Annotated in this window: 21 protein-coding genes; 5 read left to right on the forward strand and 16 right to left on the reverse strand. The window is 64.1% G+C overall.

Going from position 1 to position 26752, the window contains the following annotated elements; genetic code table 11:
- Positions 1-5: 5 nt before the first annotated feature.
- Both KI612_RS07125 and KI612_RS07130 read right to left on the reverse strand, forming a co-directional pair.
- The gene (locus KI612_RS07125; protein ID WP_226443122.1) at positions 6-716 is read right to left on the reverse strand and encodes a DUF4124 domain-containing protein; all 711 of its coding nucleotides are present in this window, start codon (positions 714-716) and stop codon (positions 6-8) included.
- A gap of 116 nt (positions 717-832) precedes the next feature.
- A complete protein-coding gene (locus KI612_RS07130) occupies positions 833-2122 on the reverse strand; it encodes a hemolysin family protein (RefSeq protein ID WP_226443123.1) in 1290 nt (429 codons plus the stop codon).
- A 302-nt stretch (positions 2123-2424) separates the two neighbouring features.
- On the opposite strand from KI612_RS07130, the gene paaX reads away from it, so the two are divergent.
- Entirely contained in the window at positions 2425-3378 is a 954-nt protein-coding gene (gene paaX / locus KI612_RS07135) for a phenylacetic acid degradation operon negative regulatory protein PaaX (RefSeq protein ID WP_226443124.1), read from the forward strand.
- Between the two features lie 4 nt (positions 3379-3382).
- On the opposite strand, the gene paaY is transcribed toward paaX, so the two are convergent.
- Complete coding sequence (gene paaY / locus KI612_RS07140) at positions 3383-3994, reverse strand: phenylacetic acid degradation protein PaaY (protein ID WP_226443125.1); 612 nt, start codon at positions 3992-3994, stop codon at positions 3383-3385.
- A 72-nt stretch (positions 3995-4066) separates the two neighbouring features.
- Between paaY and KI612_RS07145 the strand changes: the two genes are divergently transcribed.
- Both KI612_RS07145 and KI612_RS07150 read left to right on the forward strand, forming a co-directional pair.
- A complete protein-coding gene (locus KI612_RS07145) occupies positions 4067-4867 on the forward strand; it encodes an IclR family transcriptional regulator (RefSeq protein WP_226443126.1) in 801 nt (266 codons plus the stop codon).
- Positions 4868-4973: 106 nt separating this feature from the next.
- Entirely contained in the window at positions 4974-8456 is a 3483-nt protein-coding gene (locus KI612_RS07150; RefSeq protein WP_226443127.1) for an ATP-binding protein, read from the forward strand.
- A gap of 22 nt (positions 8457-8478) precedes the next feature.
- Here the strand turns inward: KI612_RS07150 and KI612_RS07155 are convergent, their stop codons facing one another.
- From KI612_RS07155 to paaN, 13 genes are all read right to left on the reverse strand, one after another.
- Positions 8479-9357, reverse strand: coding sequence for a phosphate/phosphite/phosphonate ABC transporter substrate-binding protein (locus KI612_RS07155; protein WP_226443128.1), 879 nt, complete (start codon positions 9355-9357; stop codon positions 8479-8481).
- Positions 9354-11708: a putative bifunctional diguanylate cyclase/phosphodiesterase gene (locus tag KI612_RS07160; RefSeq protein ID WP_226443129.1), complete on the reverse strand. Its 2355-nt coding sequence runs from the start codon at positions 11706-11708 to the stop codon at positions 9354-9356. Before KI612_RS07160 ends, KI612_RS07155 begins: the two co-directional genes overlap by 4 nt.
- Before the next feature lie 66 nt (positions 11709-11774).
- Complete coding sequence (locus KI612_RS07165) at positions 11775-12230, reverse strand: GNAT family N-acetyltransferase (RefSeq protein ID WP_226443130.1); 456 nt, start codon at positions 12228-12230, stop codon at positions 11775-11777.
- Positions 12231-12286: 56 nt separating this feature from the next.
- Entirely contained in the window at positions 12287-13822 is a 1536-nt protein-coding gene (locus tag KI612_RS07170; RefSeq protein ID WP_226443131.1) for a hypothetical protein, read from the reverse strand.
- 69 nt (positions 13823-13891) lie between these two features.
- Positions 13892-14677 carry an enoyl-CoA hydratase/isomerase family protein gene (locus KI612_RS07175; protein ID WP_226444166.1) on the reverse strand — a complete coding sequence of 262 codons (786 nt, stop codon included), beginning with the start codon at positions 14675-14677 and terminating at the stop codon, positions 13892-13894.
- A 5-nt stretch (positions 14678-14682) separates the two neighbouring features.
- Entirely contained in the window at positions 14683-15456 is a 774-nt protein-coding gene (locus tag KI612_RS07180) for an enoyl-CoA hydratase (RefSeq protein WP_226443132.1), read from the reverse strand.
- A gap of 70 nt (positions 15457-15526) precedes the next feature.
- Positions 15527-16672, reverse strand: a complete 1146-nt coding sequence (locus KI612_RS07185; protein WP_226443133.1) for an ABC transporter substrate-binding protein — start codon at positions 16670-16672, stop codon at positions 15527-15529.
- Positions 16673-16758: 86 nt separating this feature from the next.
- Positions 16759-17964: a 3-oxoadipyl-CoA thiolase gene (gene pcaF, locus KI612_RS07190; protein ID WP_226443134.1), complete on the reverse strand. Its 1206-nt coding sequence runs from the start codon at positions 17962-17964 to the stop codon at positions 16759-16761.
- A gap of 53 nt (positions 17965-18017) precedes the next feature.
- A complete protein-coding gene (gene paaK, locus KI612_RS07195) occupies positions 18018-19343 on the reverse strand; it encodes a phenylacetate--CoA ligase PaaK (RefSeq protein WP_226443135.1) in 1326 nt (441 codons plus the stop codon).
- An 88-nt stretch (positions 19344-19431) separates the two neighbouring features.
- Positions 19432-19896: a hydroxyphenylacetyl-CoA thioesterase PaaI gene (gene paaI / locus KI612_RS07200; protein ID WP_226443136.1), complete on the reverse strand. Its 465-nt coding sequence runs from the start codon at positions 19894-19896 to the stop codon at positions 19432-19434.
- A complete protein-coding gene (paaH, locus tag KI612_RS07205) occupies positions 19889-21418 on the reverse strand; it encodes a 3-hydroxyacyl-CoA dehydrogenase PaaH (RefSeq protein ID WP_226443137.1) in 1530 nt (509 codons plus the stop codon). The genes paaI and paaH overlap by 8 nt, the downstream gene beginning before the upstream one ends.
- 188 nt (positions 21419-21606) lie before the next feature.
- Positions 21607-22401, reverse strand: a complete 795-nt coding sequence (paaG, locus tag KI612_RS07210; protein WP_226443138.1) for a 2-(1,2-epoxy-1,2-dihydrophenyl)acetyl-CoA isomerase PaaG — start codon at positions 22399-22401, stop codon at positions 21607-21609.
- 130 nt (positions 22402-22531) lie between these two features.
- Positions 22532-24196, reverse strand: coding sequence for a phenylacetic acid degradation protein PaaN (gene paaN, locus KI612_RS07215; protein WP_226443139.1), 1665 nt, complete (start codon positions 24194-24196; stop codon positions 22532-22534).
- A 372-nt stretch (positions 24197-24568) separates the two neighbouring features.
- Here paaN and KI612_RS07220 point away from each other — a divergent pair, with 372 nt between their 5' ends.
- Positions 24569-25597: a hypothetical protein gene (locus tag KI612_RS07220; RefSeq protein WP_226443140.1), complete on the forward strand. Its 1029-nt coding sequence runs from the start codon at positions 24569-24571 to the stop codon at positions 25595-25597.
- Between the two features lie 96 nt (positions 25598-25693).
- Positions 25694-26743 carry a 2Fe-2S iron-sulfur cluster-binding protein gene (locus KI612_RS07225; RefSeq protein ID WP_226443141.1) on the forward strand — a complete coding sequence of 350 codons (1050 nt, stop codon included), beginning with the start codon at positions 25694-25696 and terminating at the stop codon, positions 26741-26743.
- Positions 26744-26752 lie beyond the last annotated feature (9 nt).

A 26752-nucleotide genomic window follows, 5' to 3' on the forward strand; every position in this document is an offset into this window, starting at 1 on the left:
CCACGTTAGCGGCAGCCCTTGCCGACCGTGCAGGGTATCGTCGAGATGGTCGGGGCCGGCGGTGGTGTCGGGCTCGGCTTCACCGGCGCCGGCACCTGCGGCCGGGGTTCGGGGCGGTGGCTGCCGCCGATCTGGATCGATATCGAGCCGCCCTGGCATTGCGCAATGCGGCGTTGCCGTTCGGCGGCCGGCAGGTTCTGACGCATGACATTGTTGACGCAGTCGTTGCCGCCACCGCCATAGACCGGTGCATAACCCGGCGCGTAGCCGGGGGTGTAGACCGGCACCACGACCGGCTGGCGACCGCTGCGGCAGGCCGCTTCCATCTGGGAGCGCTGGCCGAGGGGAACGGCCTGGCTGTCGAGCTGGCGCAGACAGTCTTCGATGTTCTGCGCATTGCCCTGACTTGCCGATGCGGCCGCCTGGGCTGCCTGGGCAGCCTGCGTTTCACGCTCGGCGGCGGCGTCGGCGCGCTGCGCCGCTTCGCGTTTCTCGACGAATTCCTTCATGCGTGCCACATCGCGTTCGGCTTCGCGGCGCTGTGCTTCCGATACCGGTTCGTCGCGTTGGCTTTTCAGCGTGCTGGCCGGGCTGGCGCAAGGCGTGTTGGAAATCTCGACGCTGCCGTCGGCCGTACGGCATTTGTAGATGTCGGCCTGGACGCCGGCGCTCCAGGCGAGGGCGAGCAGGACAAGCAAATGGGGGCGGATCGGCATGGGGCTGGCTCCTGATGGTTGACGCAGCGGCGTTGCCCTTACTTTAGTAGGCTTGCGCCGCGCGAACAATGCCGGGCGCCGGCTTGTAGCGGTCGACCGTCGATTTTCGGCATTTTTCAGGTCCTGATCCGCGTCACCAGCAGCTGGTCGATCTTGTGGTTGTCGACGTCGATGACCTCGAACTTGAAGCCGGCGTGCTCGACCGAGTCGGTCGGGCGCGGCAGCTTGCGCAGCGTGTACATCATGAAGCCGGCGATGGTTTCGAACTGCTCGTCGTCGGGGAAAGCTTCGATGCCGAGCACCGTTTCCAGGTCGCCGACCGGCGTCATGCCGTCCACCAGCCAGGAATCGACATCGCGCTGGATGATCTGCTCGTCGGCCGGCGCCAGCATGGTGTTGCCCATCAGCGTGCTGGTTACGTCGTTGAGCGTGATCAGGCCGACGATCAGCGCGTATTCGTTGATGATCAGCGCAAAGTCTTCGCGCTGCGCCTTGAAGTGCTCGATGATCTCGGCCAGGGTCAGGGTTTCCGGCAGGATCAGAATGTTGCGCAGCAGGCCCTCGCCATGCAGCGCCAGCGGCTTGCCGTCGAGCAGGCGGCTGAGGATGTCCTTCGAGTCGACATAGCCGATGACATGGTCGATGCCGCCGTTGCATACCGGGAACTTGGCGTGCGGCTGGGCGCTGATCGTGGCGCGGATGTTCTCCTCGCTGTCGCCCTGTTCCAGCCAGACGATGCTTTCGCGCGCGGTCATCGTCGAGGGCGCGGTGCGGATTTCCAGCTCGAAGACGTTCTCGATCATCTGCCGTTCCTGGCGGGCGACCACCCCGGCTTCGGCACCGGCGTTGGCCATCGCGACAATGTCTTCCGGTGTGACGTCTTCCGGGCGAGTTGCCGGCAGGCCGAGGCGCGTCATGACCAGCGTCGCGATGCCGTTCAATGCCCAGATCAGCGGTGTCAGCAGACGCAGGCAGAAGACCATAGGGCCGGCAATGCGCAGTGCGATGGCTTCCGGCGCGACGATGGCGATGCGCTTGGGGATGAGGTCGGCGACCAGCACGAAGGCGACCGTGACGAGCAGGAAGGAGGCGACCGAGCCGAGCGTCTGGGCGGTGTCGGGCTCGACCAGACGGGTGAATAGTTGCGCAAAGCTCGGTGCGTAGGCGCCTTCGCCCAGTACGCCGGCGAGGATGGCAACCGCGTTGAGACCGATCTGGACGGCCGTGAAGAAGTGGCCGGGCTGGGCCTGCAGGGCGAGCACGCGGGCGGCGCGCGCTTCGCCTTCGTCGAGCAGTTGTTCCAGTTTGAGCTTGCGGGCCGCGGCCAGCGAGATTTCGGAGACGGCAAAGAAGGCGCTGGTGGCGATCAGCAGCAGGATGATCAGTGAATTTTCAAGCAGGCTCATGGTGTTTCCTGTGGCGCGGCTGCGGGCAGCCCGGGAATATCCCGACTTTAGCCGGGGCGAGCCGCCGGGGCAATCTTTCCGCGTTGTGGCGGGGAGGTCTTGAACTGCTACAAATAATTAAATTTTATGCTTGTATTTGTATCGAATGGGGTGGTTTGGCCTGAATTCTCGCTAAACAGGTGGCGACTTTGCTATCCTTCCGCCTTGCTGAAAATGATACGCCGGGGAGGGCGGAGCAGACGTTCGATGTCGGCCGGCTTCCCGGTTTTGCTGTTGAACCTTCCGATCTGGCCGTAGCCCCCGTGAGCAATTCCATCCAAACCCGCCTTGACGAATTCCGGCAGCAGCGCCGGGTTCAGGCCGGTTCGCTGATCATTTCCGTCTTTGGTGATGCCATCCTGCCGCGCGGCGGCCGCATCTGGCTGGGCAGCCTGATCCGCCTGCTCGAACCGCTGGAACTCAACGAACGCCTGGTGCGCACCTCGGTTTTCCGCCTTGCCAAGGAAGAATGGCTGCGTACCGAAACCTGCGGCCGACGTGCCGATTACGTGCTGACCGCCTCCGGCCGGCGCCGTTTCGAAGAAGCTTCACGCCATATTTACGCTTCGCATGCACCACTCTGGGATCGCCGCTGGCGGCTGATCCTGGTCGTTGGCGATCTGGAGCCCAAGGTGCGCGAGCAGGTGCGGCGCGCCCTGTTCTGGCAGGGTTTCGGCGCACTGGGCGGCGATTGTTTCGTGCACCCGAGCGCCGAGCTGTCGAGCGTGCTCGATGCCTTGATCGCCGAAGGTCTGGGCGATGCGCTCGGCGCCTTGCTGCCGCTGTTTGCCGCCGATTCGCGCTCGGCGCAGTCGGCAAGCGATTCCGATCTGGTGCGCCGGGCCTGGGATCTCGGTGCCCTGGCCGAGGCTTATGCCGCGTTCGTGGCGGTCTACCAGCCGATTTTGACCGATTTGCAGCACGATCAGCTGGGCGAAGTCAGCGAGCAGGATGCCTTCCTGCTGCGCACGCTGCTGATTCACGATTACCGCCGTCTGCTGCTGCGCGATCCGGAACTGCCGGAAGTGCTGCTGCCGTTCGACTGGCCGGGGCAGCAGGCGCGCCTGCTGTGCAAGGAGTTGTACAAGCGCCTCGAGCCGCTCTCGGCGCGCCATCTCGACCAGGTGCTGTGCCTCGCCGACGGCAGCGTGCCGGCCGAGGATGCCAGCCTGGCCGAGCGCTTCCCGCAATACGATCCGCTCGAGCGCGCCGCCTGAGTTTCTAGCCGCGCGCCTTCAATTCGGTCAAGGGCACGACATCGGGCATTTCGATGCGCTTGCGGTCGGCTTCGACCGCCGTCAGTGGTGCGGTTTCGACCATGCTGCCCAGGCAGCGCCGGGTCAGTTCCTGGTAGGTGCGCGTGCCGTCCGCTTTCCATGTCATTTCCTGCTCCGTCAGCGGCCGGATCACCTTGGCCGGCACGCCGGCGACCAGTACCTGCGGCGGGACGACCTGGCTGGCCTTGACGAAGGCCGAGGCGGCGACGATGCTCGCTTCGCCGATCACTGCGTTATCCATGATCACGGCATTCATGCCGATCAGTGCATTCTTGCCGATGCGGCAGCCGTGCAGCACGGCGCCGTGGCCGATGTGGCCGTTCTCTTCGACCACCGTGTCGGTGCCGGGAAAGCCGTGCATGACGCAGGTGTCTTGCAGGTTGGCGCCGGCTTCCAGGATCAGGCGGCCGAAATCGCCGCGCAGGCTGGCGCAGGGACCGACGTAACAGCCCGGGCCGACGATGACGTCGCCGATCAGCACGGCGCTGGGATGCACGTAGGCAGTGGGATCGACCACCGGGACGATGCCGTCAATGGCATAAACACGCAGGGACATGAAGTAGGCTCGCTTTGGACTGAAGTGCATTATTATAGAATCAGTTTCGAATAACGTAACTCGGGGGGCGAGATGATCGACGAAGCGGATGGCAAGCACGGCGTACAGTCACTGGAGATCGGCATGGGTATTCTGCGCGCCATGGTCGATGGCCAGCGCGCGATGATGCTCAAGGAAATTGCGGCGGCGGCCGAGATGCCGCCCTCCAAGGCGCACCGTTACCTGGTCAGTCTGATCCGTGCCGGTCTGGTCGAGCAGGACCCGATGACTTCGCGTTACGACCTCGGCCCCTTTGCGATGAATATCGGCCTCGTCGCGCTCGATCGTCTCGACCGCGTGCGTCTCGGCCTCAACGCCATCGCCGAGATGCGCGACGAGATCAACCAGACCACGGCGCTCGCCGTCTGGGGCGACCGCGGCCCGGTCATCGTGCGCTGGGAGCGGCCGCGCCGGCCGATCACGGTCAACGTGATTACCGGCACCGTGCTTGATCTGCTCTCTTCGGCGACCGGCCGTGTCTTTGCCGCCTGGATGCCGAAGAAGACAGTGGCGCCGTTGATTGCGGCCGAGCTCAAGGCGGTCGACGTGCCGCCGGAGCTCAAAACGAAGAGTGGCATCGAGGCCATGCTCGCCGACATCCGCGCCAAAGGCTTCGCCACCACCGACGGTTTCCACCGGGTGCCGGGCGTCGAGGCGGTGGCGGCACCGGTCTTCAATTTCAAGAACGAGATCACGATGTCGGTGCTGGTGGTCGGCGTGCAGGGCATGTTCGATACGCGCGCCGACGGCGATGTCGTGAAAAGCCTGCTGCGCCACGCCGAAGCACTCTCCTTGCGGCTCGGCGCACATGGCGAGGCGAAGGTGCCGGTCTGACTCGGCAATGAGTGGCCATTTCGCGCGGACTCAGGGATAACGCCACCTCTCAAGGCGGGTGTCTGCTGCTATTCTTGAGCCTTCGCTAAATCCCGGAGCACGCGCTTTGGCAACGCAACACCGCTTTGCTGTGACGACCTGGTTGCAGGTGCTTGCCATCGTCGTGCTGGGATGCCTGCTGACCTTCGCGAGTGAGCGCTACGATCACCAGCTGGGCGAGCAGGCGGAAATGAAGCGGATCGAAGCCCAGCTGCGCAGCGCCGCACTGCGCCTGGAAAGGAATCTGGGCACCATCCTGCAGGTCAATTACGACTTCGCAGCGGCCTTGCCGCCCGACCTGTCGGTCAATCAGCCGGTGCTTGATGCCGTCGCCAGACGCTTGCTGGCAGCGCATCCGCGTCTGATCAACGTCACCCTGTCACACAAGCTGGACGTCGTTTTCGTTTTTCCGGTGAAGGGAAACGAGGCCGTGATGGGCATGAATTACGCCAATCGTCCGTACATCATGACCAGCCTGCAGCGCGGCATCGAGGCACGGGAAACGATCGTGGCCGGGCCGATCAGTCTGGTGCAGAGCGGTCGCCCTGGTCTGGTGGCGCGAACCCCGCTGTTTCCGGCGCGTGCCGATGGCCAGCCGGGCGATTTTGCCGGGGTCGTATCGACGGCCATCGATTTCGCCGGATTGCTGGCCGATGCCGGGCTGGCTGGCCCGACCATGTCCTTTGTCGTTGCCATGCGCGGACGCGACGGTACCGGGGCGCAGGGCGAGGTTTTCCACGGCGATCCCGGCTTGTTCAAGCAGCCGCATGTTGCCGTCGATCTGAGCCTGCCGGGCGGGCAATGGCATCTGGCGGCCATGCCCAAACCGGGTGGCGAAGGCGATGTCCTGCGTCCCTGGCTGATTCGCGGCATCGGCTTCCTGCTCACGCTCATTGCCGTCCTCTGGTGGCTCGCCCGGCGGCGGCAATTGCTGCTCGCCGCGGGACTGCAGCCCGCAACGGGGGAGATGTCTGTCCGGGATCTGCCAGGCAAGGGCCGGATCGGTCTGCGCACCTTTCTGCTCGGCGCCTTGCTGCTGGTCCTGTTGCCTATCATTGCGATCAGCGGCTGGCTTTCCTATCTCAATGCGCAACAGTCGTCCGGGCAGTTTTCCCGGTCGCTTGCCAGTGCCCTCGGCGAGCGCATCCATGACCGGGTCAGCGACTTCTTCGAGGTGCCGCGGCGCGTCGTCACCTTCAATGTCGAACAGGCACGGGCTGGTCTGCTCAGCGTTGATGCGCGCGAGCAGATGATGCAGCGCTTCCTGCTGCAGATTCGCCAGCAGCCCCTGCTGACCTTCATTTCGGTTGGTCTGGCCGATGGCGAATACTACGGCGGAAGCCGCCCGCCGCTTGGTCCGGACAAGGGCTTGCGCATGATGCGTGTCCGGCATGCCGATGCCGGCGCCCTGCACATCTATCGTGTCGACGATGCGATCCGGCCGGCCTCGCTGCTGGGCAAGGGGAACAGCAATTTCGATCCGCGCACCCGCCCCTGGTACAAGGCCGCGATCAGCGCCGGGCGCATGGCCTGGTATCCGGCCTACAAGTACGTCATCAACGATGCCGAAGGCGCCTATGACACCTGGGGCGTCGGGATGTCGGCGCCGCTCTACGATGCCTCCGGCAAACTGATCGGCGTGACGACCGCGGATGTGGCCCTGTCGCAGCTGGAAGAATTCCTGCGCGAACTGACCGCCAATTCGAATGGCGTGGCCTTCATTGCCGAGAATGACGGCAAGCTGCTGGCCACCTCATCGTTCGATACGGTCAACCGCAGCAAGAGCGGCGAAAGCAGCCGCCTGGATCTCGCCGGAAGCAGCAACCCGCTGCTCCGTGCTGCGGGCATGGCCCTGAAGGATGCCGGACAACCCGAGGGAACGGTGCCGGTGACGCTCGATGGCAAGGAATATCTGATCGACTGGCGCAGGCACCAGCTCGAACAGGGGCCACAACTGACGATCGGGGTCATTGTCCCGAATGACAGCCTCGATGGCCTGGTCAGCAGCATGCTGCGCAATGTCATGTATCTGGTGCTGATGGTCATGCTGTTCAGCGTTCTGATCGGCTTGTTCGCCGCCGAGTGGGTGTCCCGGCCGCTGATTCAGCTGTCGCGCGCCGCCGCCCGGCTGGTTGCCGGCCGCTGGCAGATCGAGGCTGGCCAGGCGAGTCCTATCCATGAAGTCGCCTCCCTGTTCGATGCAATGAGCGGCATGGCAGCCCAGTTGCAGCAGCATACCGACAGCCTGGAAAAGCAGGCGGCCGACCTGCGGCGCAGCAATGAGCAACTGCAAGTCGAGGTCGAGGAGCGGGCCAGGTCGGAACAGCGCATCCAGGCACTCAATGTCGACCTCGCAACACTCAATCAGACCCTGTTGCTCGCCAAGGAGGCGGCCGAATCGGCCAACCGCGCCAAATCGGCTTTCCTGGCGAACATGAGCCATGAATTGCGGACTCCGATGCACGGAATCATGGGCATGATCCAGCTGGTCCGTGGCCGGGTCGGCGATGCCAAGGCACAACACCAGCTCGACATGGCGCGGGAGTCGGCCAACCGTCTGCTGCTGATCATCAACGACATTCTCGATATTTCAAAAATCGAAGCGGATCGCCTGGTCCTCGATGTGGCCGACTTCAAGCTCGACCGTATGCTCGACAACGTCGTCAGCCTGGTCGGCCTGTCCGCCGAACAGAAGGGGCTGAGCCTGCAGGTCAGGGCCGCCCCGGACGTGCTGGATCGCACACTGCTCGGCGATAACCTGCGCCTTGGCCAGGTCCTGCTCAATCTGGTCGGCAACGCGGTCAAGTTCACCGAACGGGGTGGAGTCACCCTGGGAGTCGATCTGCTCGAGGACAAGCCGGGGGGCGTGGTCCTGCGTTTTGAAATTGCGGACAGCGGCATCGGCATTACTGCCGAACAACGCGAGCGCCTGTTCGCCGCCTTCGAACAGGCCGACAGCTCGATGACGCGAAAGTATGGCGGCACCGGCCTTGGTCTGACGATCAGCAAGCGCCTGGTTGAAATGATGGGCGGCAAAATAGGCGTCGATAGCGAGCCGGGACGGGGCAGCACCTTCTGGTTCACCGTCTGCCTGGGCAAGGCCGCCAGCAATGCCCCGCCCTTGCCGCTGCCCGCCCCGGAAAGTGCGGAAAGCCGCCTGTTGCGCGAGTTTGCCGGCGCCCGCATCCTGCTCGTGGAAGACGAGCCGATAAGTCAGGAGGTGTCGTGCGGACTGCTTGAGGAAGTCGGCTGCAAGGTGGATCTCGCCGACGATGGCGAGATGGCGCTGTGCCTGGCACGGGCCGGTCGCTACGACCTGATCCTGATGGACATGCAGATGCCGAAAATGAACGGGGTCGATGCGACGCGGGCGATCCGTGCCGAATCGCTGAACCGGGATGTGCCGATTCTGGCAATGACTGCCAATGCCTTCAACGAGGACAGGCTGCGTTGCCAGGAAGCCGGCATGAACGATCACGTCGGCAAGCCGGTGGTGCCGGAAATCCTCTACGAAATGCTGCTCAAATGGCTGTCGACCGCGCCGCGCTGATGCAGGGCGTCCGCTGGCAGCGTCAGCGGGGATTGGCGAACAGGTTCCTGATCTCCCGGTAGCGTTCGTCCGAGGTCGGGAAAAAGCCGCTGATCTTCAACTCATGGAACATGCCGGTGAGTGGTGCCGGGTTGCCGAGAAAGACCTGTCTGATTTTTGCGGCCAGCGCCGGGCAGAGGCGGTCGCGCAGGACGAAGGGATCGTAGGGAATGGGGGGCGATTGCCAGATGAGCTGCAGTTCATCCGGTTTGAGCTTGCCCTGGCGCTGTGCTTCGTCATAAACGCTGCTGGCCACGAAGACGGCATCGACCAGTCCTTTTTTCACGGCCTCGATGGAGCGGTCGTGCGAGCCGGAGAAAATGATCCGCTTGAAATAGGACTCGGCGGGCATGCCGGTCTGTCTGGCAATCGCCTGGCGCGGCAGGATGGCGCCCGAGGTGCTGGCCGGGTCGGTCAGGCCGAGTGTGCTGCCGCGCAGCTGTTCCAGTTTGTCGATGCCGCGGTCGCGCCGCACCAGCAGCATCGAGTGGTAGCTGGCGGCGGTTTCCGGGCTGCTCCGGTCAACGCTCGAAAAAGTGGCAAAAGGCGTGATCCGGGCGCCGCGGCTGACTGCGATGGCATAGGAGGCCGGACCCAGTTCGGCGAGGTCTATGCTTTCGCCGAGCAAACCTTCGATGGCGGAACTGTAGGACGGTGAGGGGACGACTTCGATGCGCCGCTCCAGGACTTTTTCCAGCTGCCGGATCAGCGGCTGGTATTGCGCGAGTTGCGCTTCCGGATTCTTGAATGGAATCAGGGCGAAGCGCAGCGGACGCGGGTTGTCGCAGGCCGGGGCGGCGCGGGCGGGCAAACTGGCGAACAGGGTAGAGGCGAGGATCAGGCAGGTGAGGATGTTTTTCATGTCGGGGCGAGGGTGGAGGCTTGCAGCAACAGGCGGGCAGCCTCGCCGGGAACCGGGCGGCTCAGGAAATAGCCCTGCGCTTCGTCGCAACCGGCGGTTTTCAGGTGCACCAGCTGGTCGAGCAGTTCGACGCCTTCGGCGATGACCCGCATGCGCAGGTTGTGGGCCAGGGTGATGATGGAGGCGACGATCACCGCATCATCCGGGCTGTTGCGCAGGCTGCCGATGAACTCCTTGTCGATCTTCAGGCAGTGGATGGGCAGCGTGCGAATGTGGGCGAAGTTGGAGAAACCGTTGCCGAAGTCGTCGAGCGCAATGCCCATGCCCAGCGCTTCGACTTCGCGCAACACCTTGCCGGCGGTTTCGAGGGATTCGACCAGGCTGCTCTCGGTGATCTCGATTTCGAGAAGCGCCGGCGCCACGCCGTGCCTGGCGAGAAAGCCGGCCAGACGCTGCGGCAGCTTCTCGTCGTGCAGTTGCCGGGCCGAGACATTGCAGGCGATCGGCACCAGCGGCAGGCCTTCGGCCTGCCAGGCCGCCAGTTCGCGGCAGCAGGCCTCGGCCACCCAGTCGCCGAGATCGATGATGAAGCCGGCGTGCTCGGCGAGCGGGATGAAGTCGTTCGGGTAGATCAGGCCGAACTCCGGATGCTGCCAGCGAACCAGCGCCTCGAAACCGACGATGCGATAGTCGGAAAGCCGCACCTTGGGCTGGAAATGCAGCACCAGTTCATTTTCGGCAATGGCCCTGGGCAGGCGCTGTTCGAGATTGAACAGGCGGTTGCCGGCCGGGTTCAGATCCGGGTCGTAAAAGGTGTATTTGCCGCGGCCGCTGCGTTTCGACTGGTACATCGCGGCATCGGCATGCCGGCACAGCGTGTCGAAGTCGTGGCCGTCGCGCGGAAAGAGGGTAATGCCGATGCTGGTGCTGACCAGGATGTCGTTGCCGTCGAGCTTGTTGAACGGGTGTCCGATCTGTTCGACCAGCTTGGCCGCTATCGTTGCCGTGTCCTCGATGTTTTCCAGGCCGGTCAGCAGCACGGCAAACTCGTCGCCACCGAGGCGGGCGACCAGGTCGGATTCGCGCAGCGTCGAACGCAGGCGGGCGGCCACGGCCTGCAGCAAGAGGTCGCCGACATGGTGGCCGAGCGTGTCGTTGATGAATTTGAAACGGTCGAGGTCGAGATAGAGCAGCGCATAGTGCTTGCGGCTGCGCTTGGCGCGCGACAGGTGGCTGATCACCAGCTCATGGAACATGCGGCGATTGGGCAGTTCGGTCAGGTGGTCGTGGGCGGCCAGCTTGAAGGCGCGGCGCTTTTCTTCCTCGAGCTGCTCGATCAGGCCGAGCTTTTCGCCATCGGCGATGGCCAGCGCCGAGTACAACTGGCCCTGGCGACGGATGCTGCGCGCCACCCAGTAGGTGGCGAACGCAATGATTGCACTCAGGATGCTGAGCACGAAAAGAAAGCGGTTGCGGTTAACCTTGTGGCTGGCCAGGGTTTCCTCGACATCGCGGCTGACCGCGACGCTGAAGGGATGCCGGGGCAGCGCGTGGAAGCTGGCCAGGTAGAAATTGCCTTCGCCGAACAGGTCGACCGTCACCGACCCCTGCTGCACGTCGCCGGCCGGCAGCAGGCGACCCGGCCCGGCCGGCTTGAGGACGAGCCCGGCCTGGCGGATTTCGGCGATGTTTTCGCCGCTGCTTTTGAGGATCTGGATGACGCCCGACGGGCCGATGTCGATGTTCTGGTAGAAGGCGAGGAAATAGCCCAGGTCGAGAACGAGCAGCAGGACGCCCCGGGGCTGGCCATCCGTGCCGCGTACCGGATAGAGCAGCGGCACCTGCCAGGCATGTTCATCCGAGGCGGGCCGGGTGGCGACGCGCATGCCGACCGGCTGCTCGCCGGCGGCATCGCGCAGGATGTGCTGCAAGTCGGCGAGCAGTTCGGGGGAGTCGCTGCCCGGCGAGGAGCCATACACGCGGTGCAGCCTGTTGTCGTACAGCGCCAGGCGCAGGAAGGCCCGGTCGGTGGCCCGCATTGCCGACAGGCGGCTGCCGGCGTCGTTGCGTTCGCCTTCGAAGTATTCGTTGGCGGCAATCGCCATCAACTGGCCGCGATCGAGTACTTGCGCCAGATTTTCGGAAATGATCCCGGCCAGGTTTTCCTGCTGGATGCGGGCATTCGTGCTGACCAGCGCCTTTTCGGCGTCCAGGCGCTGCCAGGTAATGCCCCAGGCGAGGGCGAGCAGCGCCAGGCTGAGGGCGACGCAACCGACAAGCAGGGCGCGCCAGTCGTTCCGGCTCAGACGCAGCAACCAGGCCTTGCAGCAGAGCGCGAACGAAAACCTCACCTTGGCATGATCCGGAATGTAATCGCGCGATTATGTTGCCGCGACGTGACAGGCGTGTGACACCGGTCAGCGCGCAAAGCGGCGCAGCATCAGGTAGCGGCCGTCGACGCCGCTCTTCGGCACCAGCGTGAAGCCATGATCGCGAAAACGCTTGGCCTTGGCGCTGGAGACCAGGATGCGCCCGCTGGTGAAATTCTTTTCTATCCACTCGATGCGCGCCCCGAGCAGGGCGCGGCCTATGCCCTGGCCGCGATGTTCCTGGGCGACCGCCGAGAGATAGAGCAGATGCGTCTTGCTCGCCCAGTCGGCGGCCTTGACGCCGCCGATGCCGACGATCTTGCCGGCCTTCTGCGCGATGAAGAATTGCCGGTAAAGACGGCCGTCGACCGCCTGCAACTCGTCCTGCAGGCGGCGCTGGCCATAATGTTCGGGTTCGGCAAAGGCGTTGACGAGCAGCACCAGTGCCGCCTCGACCAAGGGCGCGCTGCTCGTATCCAGAATTTCGATTTGGAATTTGGTCATCGGCTGGCTGCATCTTGACTGATTGCCTCGGGACATCAGCCTAGCCGGCCGATATTTCATTCCGATGAAGGCTGCCCGCTTGCCGTTTTCCGCTCGGCCTCTGCCGGCACCTGCGGTAGTTGCTGGCAGTCGCCGGGAGCGATGCTGGCGCTGTTGCCGCGCAGGAAATCGAGGCGCAGTTCGCTGACCAGCGCATTCAGGCTCGGTTTGAGCGCCGGGCGCCCGGCTTCGCGGGCGAGTAGCACGCCGCTCCAGTATTGGGTGTGTGAAGCGACCGTCGTGGCGAGCCAGCCATCGACGCAGGGGCGCACCGGGATGTCGCGCACGCCCTGGCCGAAGGCCGGGGCCAGCGGTCCACCGACCAGATCGCCGAAAATCAGTCGCGCGTACGGGAAATACAGGTTGCTCCAGCGGACGCAGGCAAATGGTGCGCCGTGATGCGGGACCGAGACGCTGCACAGGCTGTTGCCGACGCGGTAGGTCTGGTTATAGGCGAGGTCTTCGCCGGGATGCGGCGGGCAGGTCGGGAATTCGTACTCGAGTTTCTTGCGCGCGAAATCGGCGACATCGTCGGCCATCAGCAACTGGGCATGGGCGAGCGGCGAGCCCAGGGTGATGAAATCGGTGATCAGCCAGGGAATGCCGATAGCGCGGAATTCCTGCCAGACATTGTGCTGGCTCTGCTGGAACAGCTCGGGGTTGCGGCTCTCGCCTGTCGTCAGGGGCTGCGCCTTTTTGCCGAATTCCTTGAGCAGGGCCTGTTTGCAGCGATAGGGATGGACCGGCTTGCGCAGTTCGGTCCATAGCGTGCGGATCAGGTCGTAGCCGATCACCGAGCCCAGGCTATGGCCGACGATGACGATGCGCCGGTACTTGCCGGAGGCATGCAGGGTCTTGAGCAGCTTGATGCCTTCGCTGCGGATCTTGTTGCGCGCCTCGATGTTGCCGGGGTCGGGATGCAGGTAGCGCGCCGCATCGGCGACATAGCCGAGGATGAAGGTGCTGCCCACCCATTGGAGGACAAATGCGCCCAGGCCGGCGAGGATGGGCCAGCGCTCGCTCAGGCCGAGGCTGCCGGGCGTCCCGGCGCCGCGGATTTCGATGCCGAGGGCCCAGAGCAGGCAGAACAGGCCACTCAGGATGAGCCCCCGGCTCAGCCAGTAAGCTGCTTTCAGGCCGGGCGGAATCGCCGCCGGCGGCCGGCGCACCAGGCGGAGCAGCCAGCCGACGACTTGCGAATACTTGGCGTCGCGCATGTGATGCGCCCAGTAGAACTCGTAGAAATCGGTGAGCGGCCGTTCGCGCGTGCGCGGCGCCTGCAGGCAACGGGTTTCGAGCAGGTCGCTCATGACGTCGGGCTTGCTGCGATAGCGCGGGTTTCTTTTGCTATCGGCCAGCACGGCATCGACGAAGCCGCGCAGGGTGGCCATCGGCCGCTGTTCGCCGATGCCGTGGATGACGACGACGGCCTGGCGGATCTTCCTGTCGTTGTTGATCTGAACCGCGATTTGCGGCGTTTCGTCCGGTCGACCGCTGGCGGCGGCCGGTTTTTCGGTGTCGGCTGGCGTGTGTTCCTGGTCTGGCGTGTTCATGGTTTTCCCCCGGTGCATGAAAGTTCGTTATAGAACATCGGCATGCACCGGGGCAAGCCCGGCGCCGGTTCAGGCCAGCCAGGCCGGTGGCCGCTTGTCGAGGAAGGCGGCGATGCCGTCCTTCGCTTCGTCGGTGGCGCGCTGCCGGGCGATGCGGCGGGCGGTTTCCTCGCTGATGATTTCGTCGATTTTTTGCCCGTCGACCGCTGCGATCAGGTCCTTGGCCGCCTTCTGCGCCTGCGGGCCGCCCTGCAGCAGGGTTTCGGCGAGTTGCGCGACGGCGGCGTCGAGCGCTTCCGGGGCGACCACTTCGCCGACCAGGCCGATCGCCAGGGCGCGCTCGGCGCTGATCCGCTCGGCACTCTGGAAATAGCGCAAGGCGTGGCGTGGACCGATGGCGCGCAGCACGTAGGGGCTGATCGCCGACGGGATGATGCCGAACTTCACTTCCGACGTGGAGAAGGCCGCCGTGGTGTCGGCAATCGCCATGTCGCAGGCCGCGGTCAGGCCGGTGCCGCCGCCCAGCGCGGCGCCCTGGACGCGGGCGATGGTCGGTTTCGACATCTGCGCCAGGGTTCTCAACATGTTGGCGAACTTGCGCGCATCGTCGAGATTCTGTTCCGGCGTGAATTGCGCGGCGCGCTTCATCCAGTTGAGGTCGGCGCCGGCCGAAAAGTGCTTGCCGCGCCCGCCGAGGACGACGACGCGCACCGAGGCATCGGCATCGAGTTCGCGGCAGGCGGTGGCGAGTTCGGCGATCAGCTGTTCGTCGAAGGCATTGAAGACGGCCGGGCGGTTCATCCAGATCGTGGCGATCCGGCCGGCGCGTTCGATTTCGAGGGTCTGGTACATGATGGTTCTCAGCGGTTCTTGAAGCTCGGCTTGCGCTTCTCGGCGAAGGCGGCCATGCCTTCCTTCTGGTCTTCGAGGGCGAAAGTGGCGTGGAAGACGCGGCGCTCGAAGAGCAGGCCTTCGTTCAACGACGATTCAAAGGCGCGATTGACCGATTCCTTGATCATCATGATCACCGGCAGCGAGTAGCCGGCAATGGTCTGCGCCGCTTTCAGGGTTTCTTCGAGCAAAGCGTCGGCCGGGAAAATGCGCGCGACCAGGCCGGCGCGCTCGGCTTCGGCGGCATCCATCATGCGCGCCGAGAGGCACATGTCCATCGCCTTGGCCTTGCCGACGGCGCGCGGCAGGCGCTGCGAACCGCCGAGGCCGGGCATGGTGCCGAGCTTGATTTCCGGCTGGCCGAATTTGGCGGTGTCGGCGGCATAGATCATGTCGCACATCATCGCCATCTCGCAGCCGCCGCCCAGCGCAAAGCCGGCCACCGCCGCGATCACCGGCTTGCGCGCCGTCTTGATGCGCTCCCAGCCCTGGGTGATGTAGTCGTTCTTGTAGGCGTGCATGTAGTCGTAATCCTTCATCGCACCGATGTCGGCGCCGGCGGCGAAGGCTTTTTCACTGCCGGTGATGACGATGCAGCCGATGTTTTCGTCGGCTTCGAAGGCGTCGACCGCCGCGTGGATGCCGGCGATCACGTCGGTATTGAGCGCATTGAGCGCTTCCGGGCGGTTGAGGCGGATCAGGCCGACCTTGCCGATGACTTCGGTGAGGACTGTCTGGTTCATGGTGTTCTCCGAAAAAATGGCCGCCGGGCGTTAACCCTGGCGGCCGAACAGTGCAGCAGGGAAGATCGAATTACTGGGCGATGCTCCAGTCGCCGCTCTTGACTTCGAGCATGCGGAAAGCGGACAGATCGAGGCCCATGTGGTCGGTGGCCGACATGTTCACGATGCCGCCGGTGCCGACGTAGCCCTTGGTGGCTTCGAGGGCGTCGCGGACCTTGGTCTTGTCGGTGGAATTGGCCCGTTTGATCGCGTCGACCGCCAGCATCAGGCCGTCGTAGGCATGGCCGCCGAAGGTCGAGACATCGGTCTTCCAGCGCGCTTCAAAAGCCTTGCTGTAGCCGACGGCGACCGGTTTCTGCGGGTCCTTGTCGTTGAGCTTGTTGGCGACGAGCAGGGCGGCAGCCGGCAGGCGGATGCCTTCTGCGGCCGGGCCGGCGAGCTTGATGAACTCTTCGGAAGCGACACCGTGCGCGTGGTAGAGCGGCAGATTGACGCTCAACTGCTTGAAGTTCTTGGTGGCGATCGCCGGCCCCTGGCCGAGACCGAAGATGAACACCGCCTGCACGCCCGGCGTGCCCTTGATCTTGGTCAGCTGCGGGCTCATGTCGGTATCCTTCGGCCCGTAGGTTTCGTTGGCGACCAGGGTGATGCCGTACTTGGCGGCAACGCCTTCGCTTTCCTTCTTGCCGGAACCGCCGAAACCGCTGGTTTCAGAGAGCAGGGCGACCTTGCTGATGCCGCGCTTCTTCATGTCCTCGAAGACCTTTTCGGCCGCCATGCGGTCGGTGTGCGGCGTCTTGAACAGCCATTTCTTGACCGGCTCGACGATGACCACGGCGCCGGCCAGCGAGATAAACGGAATGCCCGCCTTCTCGACCAGCGGTGCGGCCGACATGGTGGCGCCGGTGGTGGTGCCGCCGACCAGCACGTCGACCTTGTCGTCCTCGATCAGGCGCTTGGTGAAGCCGTTTGCCTTGCCGGCATCGCTGCCGTCGTCGTAATGGACCAGTTCCAGCGGTCGACCGAGTACGCCGCCCTTTTTATTGATGTCCTCGACGTACATCTGCAGGGTTTTCAGTTCCGGATCGCCGAGGAAGGCGGCCGGACCGGTGACGGAAAGGACCGAACCGATCTTGATCGGGTCGGCAGCGAAGGCACTGAATGCGCCAAGAATCAGGACGGCGCCGGCAGCAAGCTTTTTGATGCTTTTATTCATGGGTTTGTCTCCTCCACGGGGTGTTGTCGGTACTGCGGTTAAAACGGTTTTGCCCGGTCTACAAGCGTGGACCGGGCGGCGGGACTTCAGACGCGCTCGATCACCATGGCGATGCCTTGCCCGACCCCGATGCACATCGTGCATAGGGCGTAGCGGCCACCACGGCGCTGGAGTTCATAGGCGGCGGTGGTGACCAGCCGGGCGCCGCTCATGCCGAGCGGGTGGCCGAGCGCGATCGCACCGCCGTTGGGATTCACATGCGCTGCATCGTCGGCCAGGCCGAGATCGCGCAACACGGCCAGCGCCTGCGCGGCGAAGGCTTCGTTGAGTTCGATGACGTCCATGTCGGCGAGGCTGAGGCCGGTCTGCGCCAGCACCTTGCGCACCGCGGGGGCGGGGCCGAAACCCATGATGCGCGGCGCCACGCCGGCCGTCGCCATGCCGACGACGCGCGCCAGCGGCTTGAGACCATACTGGCCGGCGGCGGCTTCCGAAGCGATCAGCAGCGCACAGGCACCATCATTGACACCGGACGCATTGCCGGCGGTGACCGTGAGTTCCGGGCCGTTCACGCCCTTGAGCTTGGCGAGCTGTTCCAGCGTCGTTTCGGGACGCGGATGTTCGTCACGGTTGACCACTTTCGGATCGCCTTTTTTCTGGGCGATGACCACCGGCACCAGCTCGTCGGCGAAACGTCCGGCCGCATCGGCGGCGCCCCAGCGCTGCTGCGAGCGAATCGCGAAGGCGTCCTGGTCGGCGCGGCTGATGCCGAACTGCTCGGCGACATTGTCGGCCGTCTGCGGCATCGAATGCGTGTCGTAGAGTTTCTTCATCAGCGGGTTGGCGAAGCGCCAGCCGATGGTCGTGTCGTAGATCGCCGCATTGCGCGAGAAGGCGGAGTCCGCCTTGCCCATCACGAACGGAGCGCGCGACATGCTTTCGACGCCGCCGGCCAGCATCAGCGAAGTTTCGCCGGCCTTGATCGAACGCGCGGCGAGGCCGACCGCATCCATGCCGGAGCCGCACAGGCGGTTGACCGTCGTGCCCGGCACTTCGATCGGCAGGCCGGCCAACAGGCCGGACATGCGGGCGACGTTGCGGTTGTCTTCGCCGGCCTGGTTGGCGCAGCCGTAGATGATGTCATCGACGGCCGTCCAGTCGACCTGCGGATTGCGCTCCATCAGCGCCTTGAGCGGAATGGCGCCGAGGTCGTCGGCACGCACGCCGGACAGCGCGCCGCCGTAGCGGCCGATCGGGGTGCGGATGGCGTCGCAGATAAAGGCTTGAGTCATTTTTTTAGGATCCAGGATCGAGTTGTCAGGAGCGAGTGGTCGAGCCATCGGCCTCAGTCGCGTTTCGGGCGTTCGTCGAGCACGCGCTTGGCCTTGCCGACCTGGGTGCGCGGGATGGCGTCGAATTCCATGACGGTGATCTTGGTCGACACGCCGATGATGGTCTTGATGCGGTGCTGCAGTTCCTTGCTGATCTGCTGGATCTCGCTCTGCGGCAGCTTGCCGGACAGCTCGCGCTGGACTTCGCAGCGGACTTCGAGGTTGTCCATGTGACCGTCGCGGGTGACGACGACCTGGTAGTTGCCGGCCAGGCGCTTGTCGCGCAGGATCTGTTCCTCGATCTGGGTCGGGAAGACGTTCACGCCGCGGATGATCAGCATGTCGTCGGAGCGCCCGGTGATCTTGCCGATGCGGCGGAAGGAGCGGGCGGTCGGCGGCAGCAGGCGGGTCAGGTCGCGGGTACGGTAGCGGATGACCGGGAAGGCTTCCTTGGTCAGCGAGGTGAACACCAGTTCGCCTTCCGAACCGTCGGGCAGGACTTCGCCGGTTTCCGGGTCGATGATCTCGGGGTAGAAGTGGTCTTCCCAGATCACCGGGCCGTCCTTGGTTTCGATGCATTCGCAGGCGACGCCGGGGCCCATGACTTCGGTCAGGCCGTAGATGTCGATCGCGTCGATGCCGAGCTTACGTTCGATTTCGCTGCGCATGCCTTCGCCCCAGGGTTCGGCACCGAAGATGCCGACCTTGAGCGAGATTTCGTCCGGCTTGATGCCGAGGCGCTCGAATTCTTCGGCGATCACCAGCGAGTAGGACGGCGTCACCATGATGATCTCGGGCTTGAAGTCCATGATCTGCTGCACCTGCTTCTCGGTCTGGCCACCCGACATCGGCACGGCGCAGCAGCCGAGGCGCTCGACGCCGTAGTGGGCGCCGAGGCCGCCGGTGAACATGCCGTAACCGTAGGCGACATGCACCATGTCACCGGCGCGGCCACCGGCCGCACGGATCGAGCGGGCGACGACGTCGGCCCAGTTGTTGAGGTCGTTCTGCGTGTAGCCGACCACGACCGACTTGCCGGTCGTGCCGGAAGACGCATGCAGGCGGGCAATCTTGTTGCGCGGCACGGCGAACAGGCCGAACGGATAGTTGTCGCGCAGGTCGAGCTTGGTCATGAAGGGGAACTTGCCGAGGTCGCTCAGCGTCTTCAGGTCGTCCGGATGCACGCCCTTTTCCAGGCATTTGCGGCGATACGGCTCGACATTGTCGTAGCTGTGGCGCACCGACCACTTCAGGCGTTCGAGTTGCAGGGCCGAAATTTCGTCGCGGCTGGCGGTCTCGATAGCGTCGAGTTCGCCGGGCAGGGGTTTCTTGGCGGTCATGTTTGTCTCCTCTGTTGTTTGCTTGATCATTAGTTGTTGGCGGCTAGAGCGGTCAGCGGTTTTGCTAACAGCTCTTGCTTCCTAACAACTAACTGCTGCTTTCCAGTCCGGCGATCACTTCGCCATTGATGCGATAACTCTTGCCGCGGAACAGCGCGACGGTCTTGCCGCCGGCCACGCGCACGCTGATGTCGTAAACGCCGGTACGGCCGGCCGCGGAACGTTCGACAGCCTCGGCTTCGAGCGTGTCGCCTTCTTTCGCCGGGGCGAGGAAGTCGATATGGCAGGCCGACGCGACGGTGTTTTTGTTGTAGCTGTTGCAGGCATAGGCGAAGGCGGTATCGGCCAGGCTGAAGATCATGCCGCCGTGGCAGATGTGGTGGCCGTTCACCATGTCGCCGCGCACCGTCATGGTGAGCAGCGCGGCGCCCGGCTGGACGCGCACGATCTTCATGCCCAGTGCCTGCGCAGCGCGGTCACGGGAAAACATCGCCGTGGCGGTGGCTTCGGCCAGGGCTTGTGCCTCGGCCGGGGAGTGGTGGTGTTCAGTCATGGATGTTTCTTCCGGCAAAGACGGCGCGTTGCAGCAGCGGCGAAATGCGGTAGCGGTCCTCGCCGTAGCAGGTGCCGAGGTTGGCGAGCACGTCGCAGATGTTGCCGGCGCCGACCGCGTCGGCCCAGGCGAGCGGCCCTTGCGGGTAATTGACGCCGAGGCGCATCGCCGAGTCGGCGGCGGTTTCGGAGCAAACGCCCTGGTTGACCGCATCGGCCGCTTCGTTGGCGAGCATGGCAACCGTACGCATCACGGCCAGGCCGGGCACGTCGAGAAAGCGCGAGACGGCAAAGCCGGCGGCCTGCAGCAGGCCGACGGCCGAGTTGATGGCGGCCGGTTCGCACTGTTCGGCGGCAGCAATCGCAATGCGGCTGGCCGTGGCGTAGTCGAGTGCGAGGTCGATCAATACCGTATTGGCGACGCCGGATTCGGCGGCACATTGCGTCGCGCTGCGTCCGTCGGTGACGTAGAGCGTCGCGAGCCCGATGTCGGCGATACGGCCGTCCGTTTCCGGCGCGCGCGCAAAGGACAGGCCGCTGTGCGAAAGACGGTCAGCCAGTGCATCCGCAGCGGTCGACTCGCCAAAAACGGTGATTTTGCCGGCCGGCGTTTGCGCCGCTTCGGTCTGCGCGGCCGGTTTCACGGCGCCGTCGCGGTAATCGTAGAAGCCGCGGCCGCTCTTCTTGCCGTAGAAGCCGGCATCGACCAGTTCCTGCTGGATCAGCGAGGGCAAAAAGCGCTGGTCGTTGTAGAAGGCGCGCCAGACCGAGTTGGTCACGGCGAAATTGACGTCGTGGCCGATCATGTCCATCAGCTCGAACGGCCCCATGCGGAAGCCGCCGGCCTCGCGCATCACGGCGTCGATGGTGGCGTAGTCGGCAGCGCCTTCCTGCGCCAGGCGCAGCGCCTCGGCGTAGTAGGGGCGGGCGACGCGATTGACGATGAAACCGGGCGTCGATTTGGCATGCACCGGCGTCTTGCCCCAGGCCGCGGCGGTCGCGAACAGGGTGTCGGCGATGGCGCGGTCGGTCGCCAGGCCGGAGACGATTTCAACCAGGGCCATGAGCGGCGCCGGATTGAAGAAGTGCAGGCCGGCCAGGCGTTCCGGATGCTTGAGCGCGGCCCCGATGGCGGTGACCGAGATCGACGAGGTATTGGTGCCGAAGATGCAGTCGGCGGCGACGATGTCCTCAAGCTCGGCGTACAGCTTCTGCTTGGCTTCGAGGTTTTCGACGATGGCTTCGACGACGAGTGCGCAGCCGGCCAGATCGGCGAGGTTTTCGACCGCTTGCAGGCGCCCGCCGGCAGCCGTAGCCGCCGCAGCGGTCAACCTGCCTTTTTCGGCCATTTTGCCGAACTGGGTGCGGATGCCGTCAACGGCCTTGGCGGCGGCGCCCGGCCGGTTGTCGAGCAGACGCACGACATGGCCGGCGGCGGCTGCCACCTGGGCGATGCCGGCGCCCATGGCACCGGTGCCGACGACGGCTACGATGGCCGGTTGGGGGCTGCCGTATGCGTTCATTTTCCAGCGTGCATTCAATGCCGGATCAGGGGGCGCCTCAGTTCCCTCCCCTTCAAGGGGAGGGGTAGGGTGGGGATGGGTTTGATTTCCTTGCCCTTGGCGGGGAAACCCATCCCCATCCCGGCCTTCCCCTTGAAGGGGAAGGGGAGAGTCATCACGGGGTGTTGGGAGCGGAGCGTGGCTCATGCTCATTCCCCGGTGAACTTCGGTACCCGTTTTTCCATGAAGGCGGCGACGCCTTCGGCGTAGTCCGGGCTCCAGCCCAGCTCGCGCATGTAGCTGCCTTCCAGCGACAGTTGCTGCTCCAGCGTGTGGCCGGGGGCGGCGTGCATCGCCTGGCGGGTGCGCACCAGCGCCTTGGTCGGCGCCGTGGAAAGTTGCCTGGCCAGGGCGTCGACCGCTGCGGCGAACTCGGCATCTTCGACGCATTGCCAGATCAGGCCCCAGTCGGCGGCCTTTTCGGCGGGCAGCTTGTCGGCGAGCAGGGCGAGGCCCATGGCGCGCGCCATGCCGACGCGCTGCGGCAGGAACCAGGTGCCGCCGGTGTCCGGAATCAGGCCGATCTTGGAGAAGGCTTGCAGGAAGGAGGCGGACTTGGTGGCGAGCACCAGGTCGCAGGCCAGCGCGACCGAAGCACCGGCGCCGGCGGCGATGCCGTTGACCGCCGCGATGGTCGGCACGCGCAGGTTCTGCAGGCGCAGGATCAGCGGCTTGTAATTGGCTTCGACGACATTGCCGATGTCCGGCATCTTGCCGTTGATGCTGGCCATGTCCGGATCGGCCAGGTCCTGGCCGGCACAGAAGGCGCGGCCGGCACCGGTCAACACCAGAACGCGGATGTTTTTGTTGGTCTGGACGTGGTCGAGCGCGTCGCGCAGCTCGGCATGCATGGCGCCGGTGAAGCTGTTCAGCTTGTCCGGGCGGTTCAGGGTCAGGCGGGCGACGCCGGCCTCGACGTCAAACTTGATGTTTTCGTAGGTCATTCAATTCTCCAAAACGCGTGCAGAAATCGTCGCGAGCCCGTTCAGGCCGGCCTGAGCAGCGCAGTCGTACGCATGTACGGCGAGCAGCGCAGGGCCGGGATGGGCGGGCGCAGTAGATTTATGCATGCGTTCAAACGTGGTAGCGGCGCTGGACGACTACGAATCGGTTGGCGACGAAAGCGGCATCGGCATAGGACGCATTGGCGGCCGGATTGCCGCCGGTGCCGTGGTAGTCGGAATAGGCCGCCGACTGGTTCACGAAGACGCCGCCGGTCAGGTTGATCGACAGGGCGACCTTGGAACGCATGGTGGCGGCGGTCATCGCGTCGAGTACGTCGGCGCTGGTCGAGTAGATGCCGGCGGTCAGGGCGCCGTGGGTGGAAATGATGCGTTCGGACAGCGCAATCGCGGCGGCGGTGTCGGCGACCTTGACGATGAAGCTGATCGGGCCGAAGCGCTCTTCCATGTAGGCCTTCTCGTCGGCGGCATCGCAGGCGAGCAGGACCGGGGTGCGCACTTCCGACTTCGGGAATTCCGGGTTGTCGAGCCTGGTCGAGGCGAGGATGACCTTGCCCAGCGCGCCGCTGTCGGCTTCATTGATGCGCTTCAGCGTATCGGCCGACTGCACGGCGCCGAGCACGGCGAGGGCAACTTCCGGCTTGGACAGGAAGCCGGAGACGGCTTTTGCCAGGTCGGCACAGACCTCGTCGTAGCTCTTGTGGCCGTCTTCCGTTTCGATGCCGCCGGCCGGCACGAAGATCGCCTGCGAGGTGGTGCACATCTGGCCGGAGTAGAGCGACAGCGTGAAGGCCAGGTTGCGCAGCATCGGCTTGTAGGCGTCGGTCGAGTCGATGACGATGTTGTTAACGCCGGCCAGCTCGGCATAGACGCGGGCCTGGCGGCAGTTGTCGATCAGCCATTGGCCGAAGACGTTGCTGCCGGTGAAGTCGATCGACTTGACGGCCGGATCGGTCACCAGCTTTTGCGTCGTGGCGCGGTCGGCAACGCACAGCGTGACCAGGTTGGGATCGATGCCGTTCTCGGCCAGCACGGCGCGGATGGTGCGTACGGTGATCGCGGCCGGCAGGATGGCGTTGCTGTGCGGCTTGACGATCACGGCATTGCCGGTGGCGAGCGTGGCAAACAGGCCGGGGTAGGTGTTCCAGGTCGGGAAGGTGCCGCAGCCGACCACAACGCCGACGCCATGGCCGACCAGTTCGAAGTGCTTCTTCATGACCAGCGGCGGGTTCTTGCCCTGCGGCTTTTCCCAGGTCGTTTCAGTCGGCACGAAGCTTTGTTCGCGGTAGGCGTAGGCCACGGCTTCGAGGCCGCGGTCCTGGGCGTGCGGGGCGCCGGCCTGGAAGGCCATCATCCAGCCCTGGCCGGTGGTCATCATCACGGCATGGGCGAGTTCAAAGCTCTGCTGGTTAAGGCGCGACAAAATTTCCAGGCAGATGCCGGTGCGGCCGTCGGCGCCGGCTTTCTGCCAGCCGAACATGGCCTGCTGGCCGGCAGCGATCAGCGCAGCGTGGTCGCAGACGGGATATTGCACATTCAAATCGATGCCGTAGGGCGACTGTTCGCCACCGGTCCAGCCGCTCTGGCCGGGCTGGCCGAGTTCGAAGTTCTGACCGAGGTGGGCCTCGAAAGCTTTCTTGCCATCTTCGGCCGCCGTTTCGCCATAAGTCTTCGGGCTCGGCATCTCGTTATAGGCCGACCAGTAGCCACGGGTGTGAATGGCGTTGAGGGCACCGTCGAGCGTGGCGCGGTGTTTTTCCAGTAGTTGGGCGGACATCCATATCTCCTTGGGGCTTTTTTCTTGGGCAAGTGCGCTGCAGTGCGGCGCGAATCTGGGCGAACGATACGAAGTTGCTCGCATGTTGTCAATTGTTTGTATCGTAAAAATACCAATTTTTCGTGGTTATGTTTAGTAAAAACGATTTTGACGCAGTGCAAAAAATGAATAAAAACAATGGCGAAAAATGTTTTGTGCGCAAAATTTTTTGCGAGATTCTGAAATGTAAAATTTGTTCTGAAAAATATTTTACACAAAGCGATACAAAAAACGTTGACACGTGGTGTTGGTAAGTATCATTATTCGATCCACGCCATCCGGGCACCTGGATGACTTACCAACCTGAGACGAAAACCCCGCCAAGGAGGAGATATGGCTAGCAACAAGGAACGTTTTGCCGACAAGATGGAATTCCCGCCGGAAATCCAGCAGCCCAACATCTATCCGCTGTCCTGGAACAGCAAGACCAAGAAGTTGCAGGAAGTCTGGGAAGCCGCCCGTCGCGAAGACTGGGATCCGGAAAAACTGCCCTGGGATACGCTGGATGTAGACAGCTACACCTGGGAAGAGCGCGAATCCATCGCCTACTGGTGGAGCCTGCTCTCCGTGTTCGATGCTTCCGCACCGCCGGTTTTTGCCGAAGCGCTGATCAAGACCTATGAAGTGCATGAGGAAGATCCGGTTCGCAAGTGCTTCTTCTCTGTCACCCGCGACGAGCAGAACCACGAAATCATGTGCGGCCTGGCTATCACCAAGCTGCTCGGCCATCCGGACCCGATCACCTACGTGCCGAAGACCGACCTCGGCCGCCGCCTGCAGAAGAACGTGCAGTGGCTGTACTTCAACGGCGCCCGCTACTGGACCGGCTACAAGCAAGCCGTGCCCAAGTACGACCTGGCGGTATTGTTCAGCTCCTTCCTGATGGGCGAAATCGCTGCCGCCACCATCTTCAAGCAGATGTTCGACAACTCCCGCGAAGCCGTCTTCAAGGAAGGTTTCAAGAACATCGGCCGCGACGAAGGCCGCCACATGGCGATCTGCATGGCCGTCATGGAACGCGACTACCCGGGCCTCAAGGAAGAAACCAAGGCTGTCGTCACCAAGCAGATCCGCGCCGGTTACCTGTTCCTGTCGGCCGTGCTGTTCGAGCCGCCGATGGAATTCTGGGACCTGCCGGAAGACTTCATCGCCAACCAGCGTGAAGGCGAAGAAGTTGCCCGCGGCGCCGGTTTCGGCATCCCGAGCTACGAAGCCAAGCTGGAAAACTGGCGCAACGCGATGATCAACCTGAAGGGCGTGCTCGACAAATACAACATCCCCTTCCCGGCGATTCCGGAAGTCGGCATCACCGGTCAGGAAGTCAGCGACGTCGATCTGGACGACATCATTCCGGTCTTCTGATCGGTCGACCGTGTAAAAAAAGCAAAAACGGCCGGTACCCCGCAAGGGGCGCCGGCTTTGCCGCAATAGAGAAAACAAAAGCGAGGAAGAGACAAAATGGCGAAGATCATCATGCAGCCGTCTGGTAAATCGGTCGATTGCGCCTACGGCGATACCGTCCTGATGGCATTGGAAAAATCCGGCTACGCGCTGCCCAACAACTGCCGCGCCGGTGCCTGTGGCGAATGCAAGGTCAAGGTCACGTCCGGCCAGTTCGACCAGGGCATGGTGCTCGACATGGCGCTGTCGCAGGACGAACGCAAGCAGGGCTATGGCCTGATGTGTATGGCCAAGCCGATTTCCGAGGAAATCAGCATCGAGTGGGGCACCGAGGACGCCAAGCCGAAACTCTTCCCGCCGCGCGAAGACGCGCTCTTTGTGGTTACTGACAAGAAACAGATCGCCGCCCGCGTCGTCGAGCTGCGCTTGCGTCCGGTCGGCCAGCCGATCCGCTACTGGCCCGGCCAGTACGTGACGCTCGGCAATCCGCGCGCCGACATTCCGGCCCGCGCCTATTCCATTTCCAACGCACCGCGCCCGGATGGCGAACTGGTGCTGCAAATTGCCCGCGCCGAAGGCGGCGTGACCAGCAACTGGGTGCATGACCAGCTTGCGGTCGGCGAGGGCGTCAAGGTTTCCGGCGCCTACGGCACCTTCATCGGCGATCCGTCGGTCGATACGCCGGTGCTCTGCATCGCCGCCGGCACCGGCCTGGCGCCCGTGCTGGCGCTGGCCGAAGCGGCACTGCGTCGCGGCTTCAAGAAGCCGGTGACCATGCTCTTCTCGGCGCGCACCAAGGCTGACGTCTATAGCCAGGGCATGATGGCCTGGTGGCGCACCAAGCACCGCAACTTCGACTACAAGGTGACGCTGACCCGCGAAGAAGCCGAGGGTTTCCTCAAGGGCCGCATCGATGTCGTGCTGCCGCAGATGTTCAAGGATCTCTCCAAGCACACCATCTTCATTGCCGGCAGCCCGGAGTTTGTCGATGCCGGCGTTGCCGCCGTCAAAGCGCTCGGCGCGCAGGACGAGTTGGTGCATAGCGAGGGCTTCTTCGCGCAGCAGCAGCCGGTCACGGCGGATGCCGACCATCTGCTGGCCCACTGATCGATTTTT

The organism is Quatrionicoccus australiensis, from assembly GCF_020510525.1.
Classification (GTDB): Bacteria; Pseudomonadota; Gammaproteobacteria; order Burkholderiales; family Rhodocyclaceae; genus Azonexus; species Azonexus australiensis_B.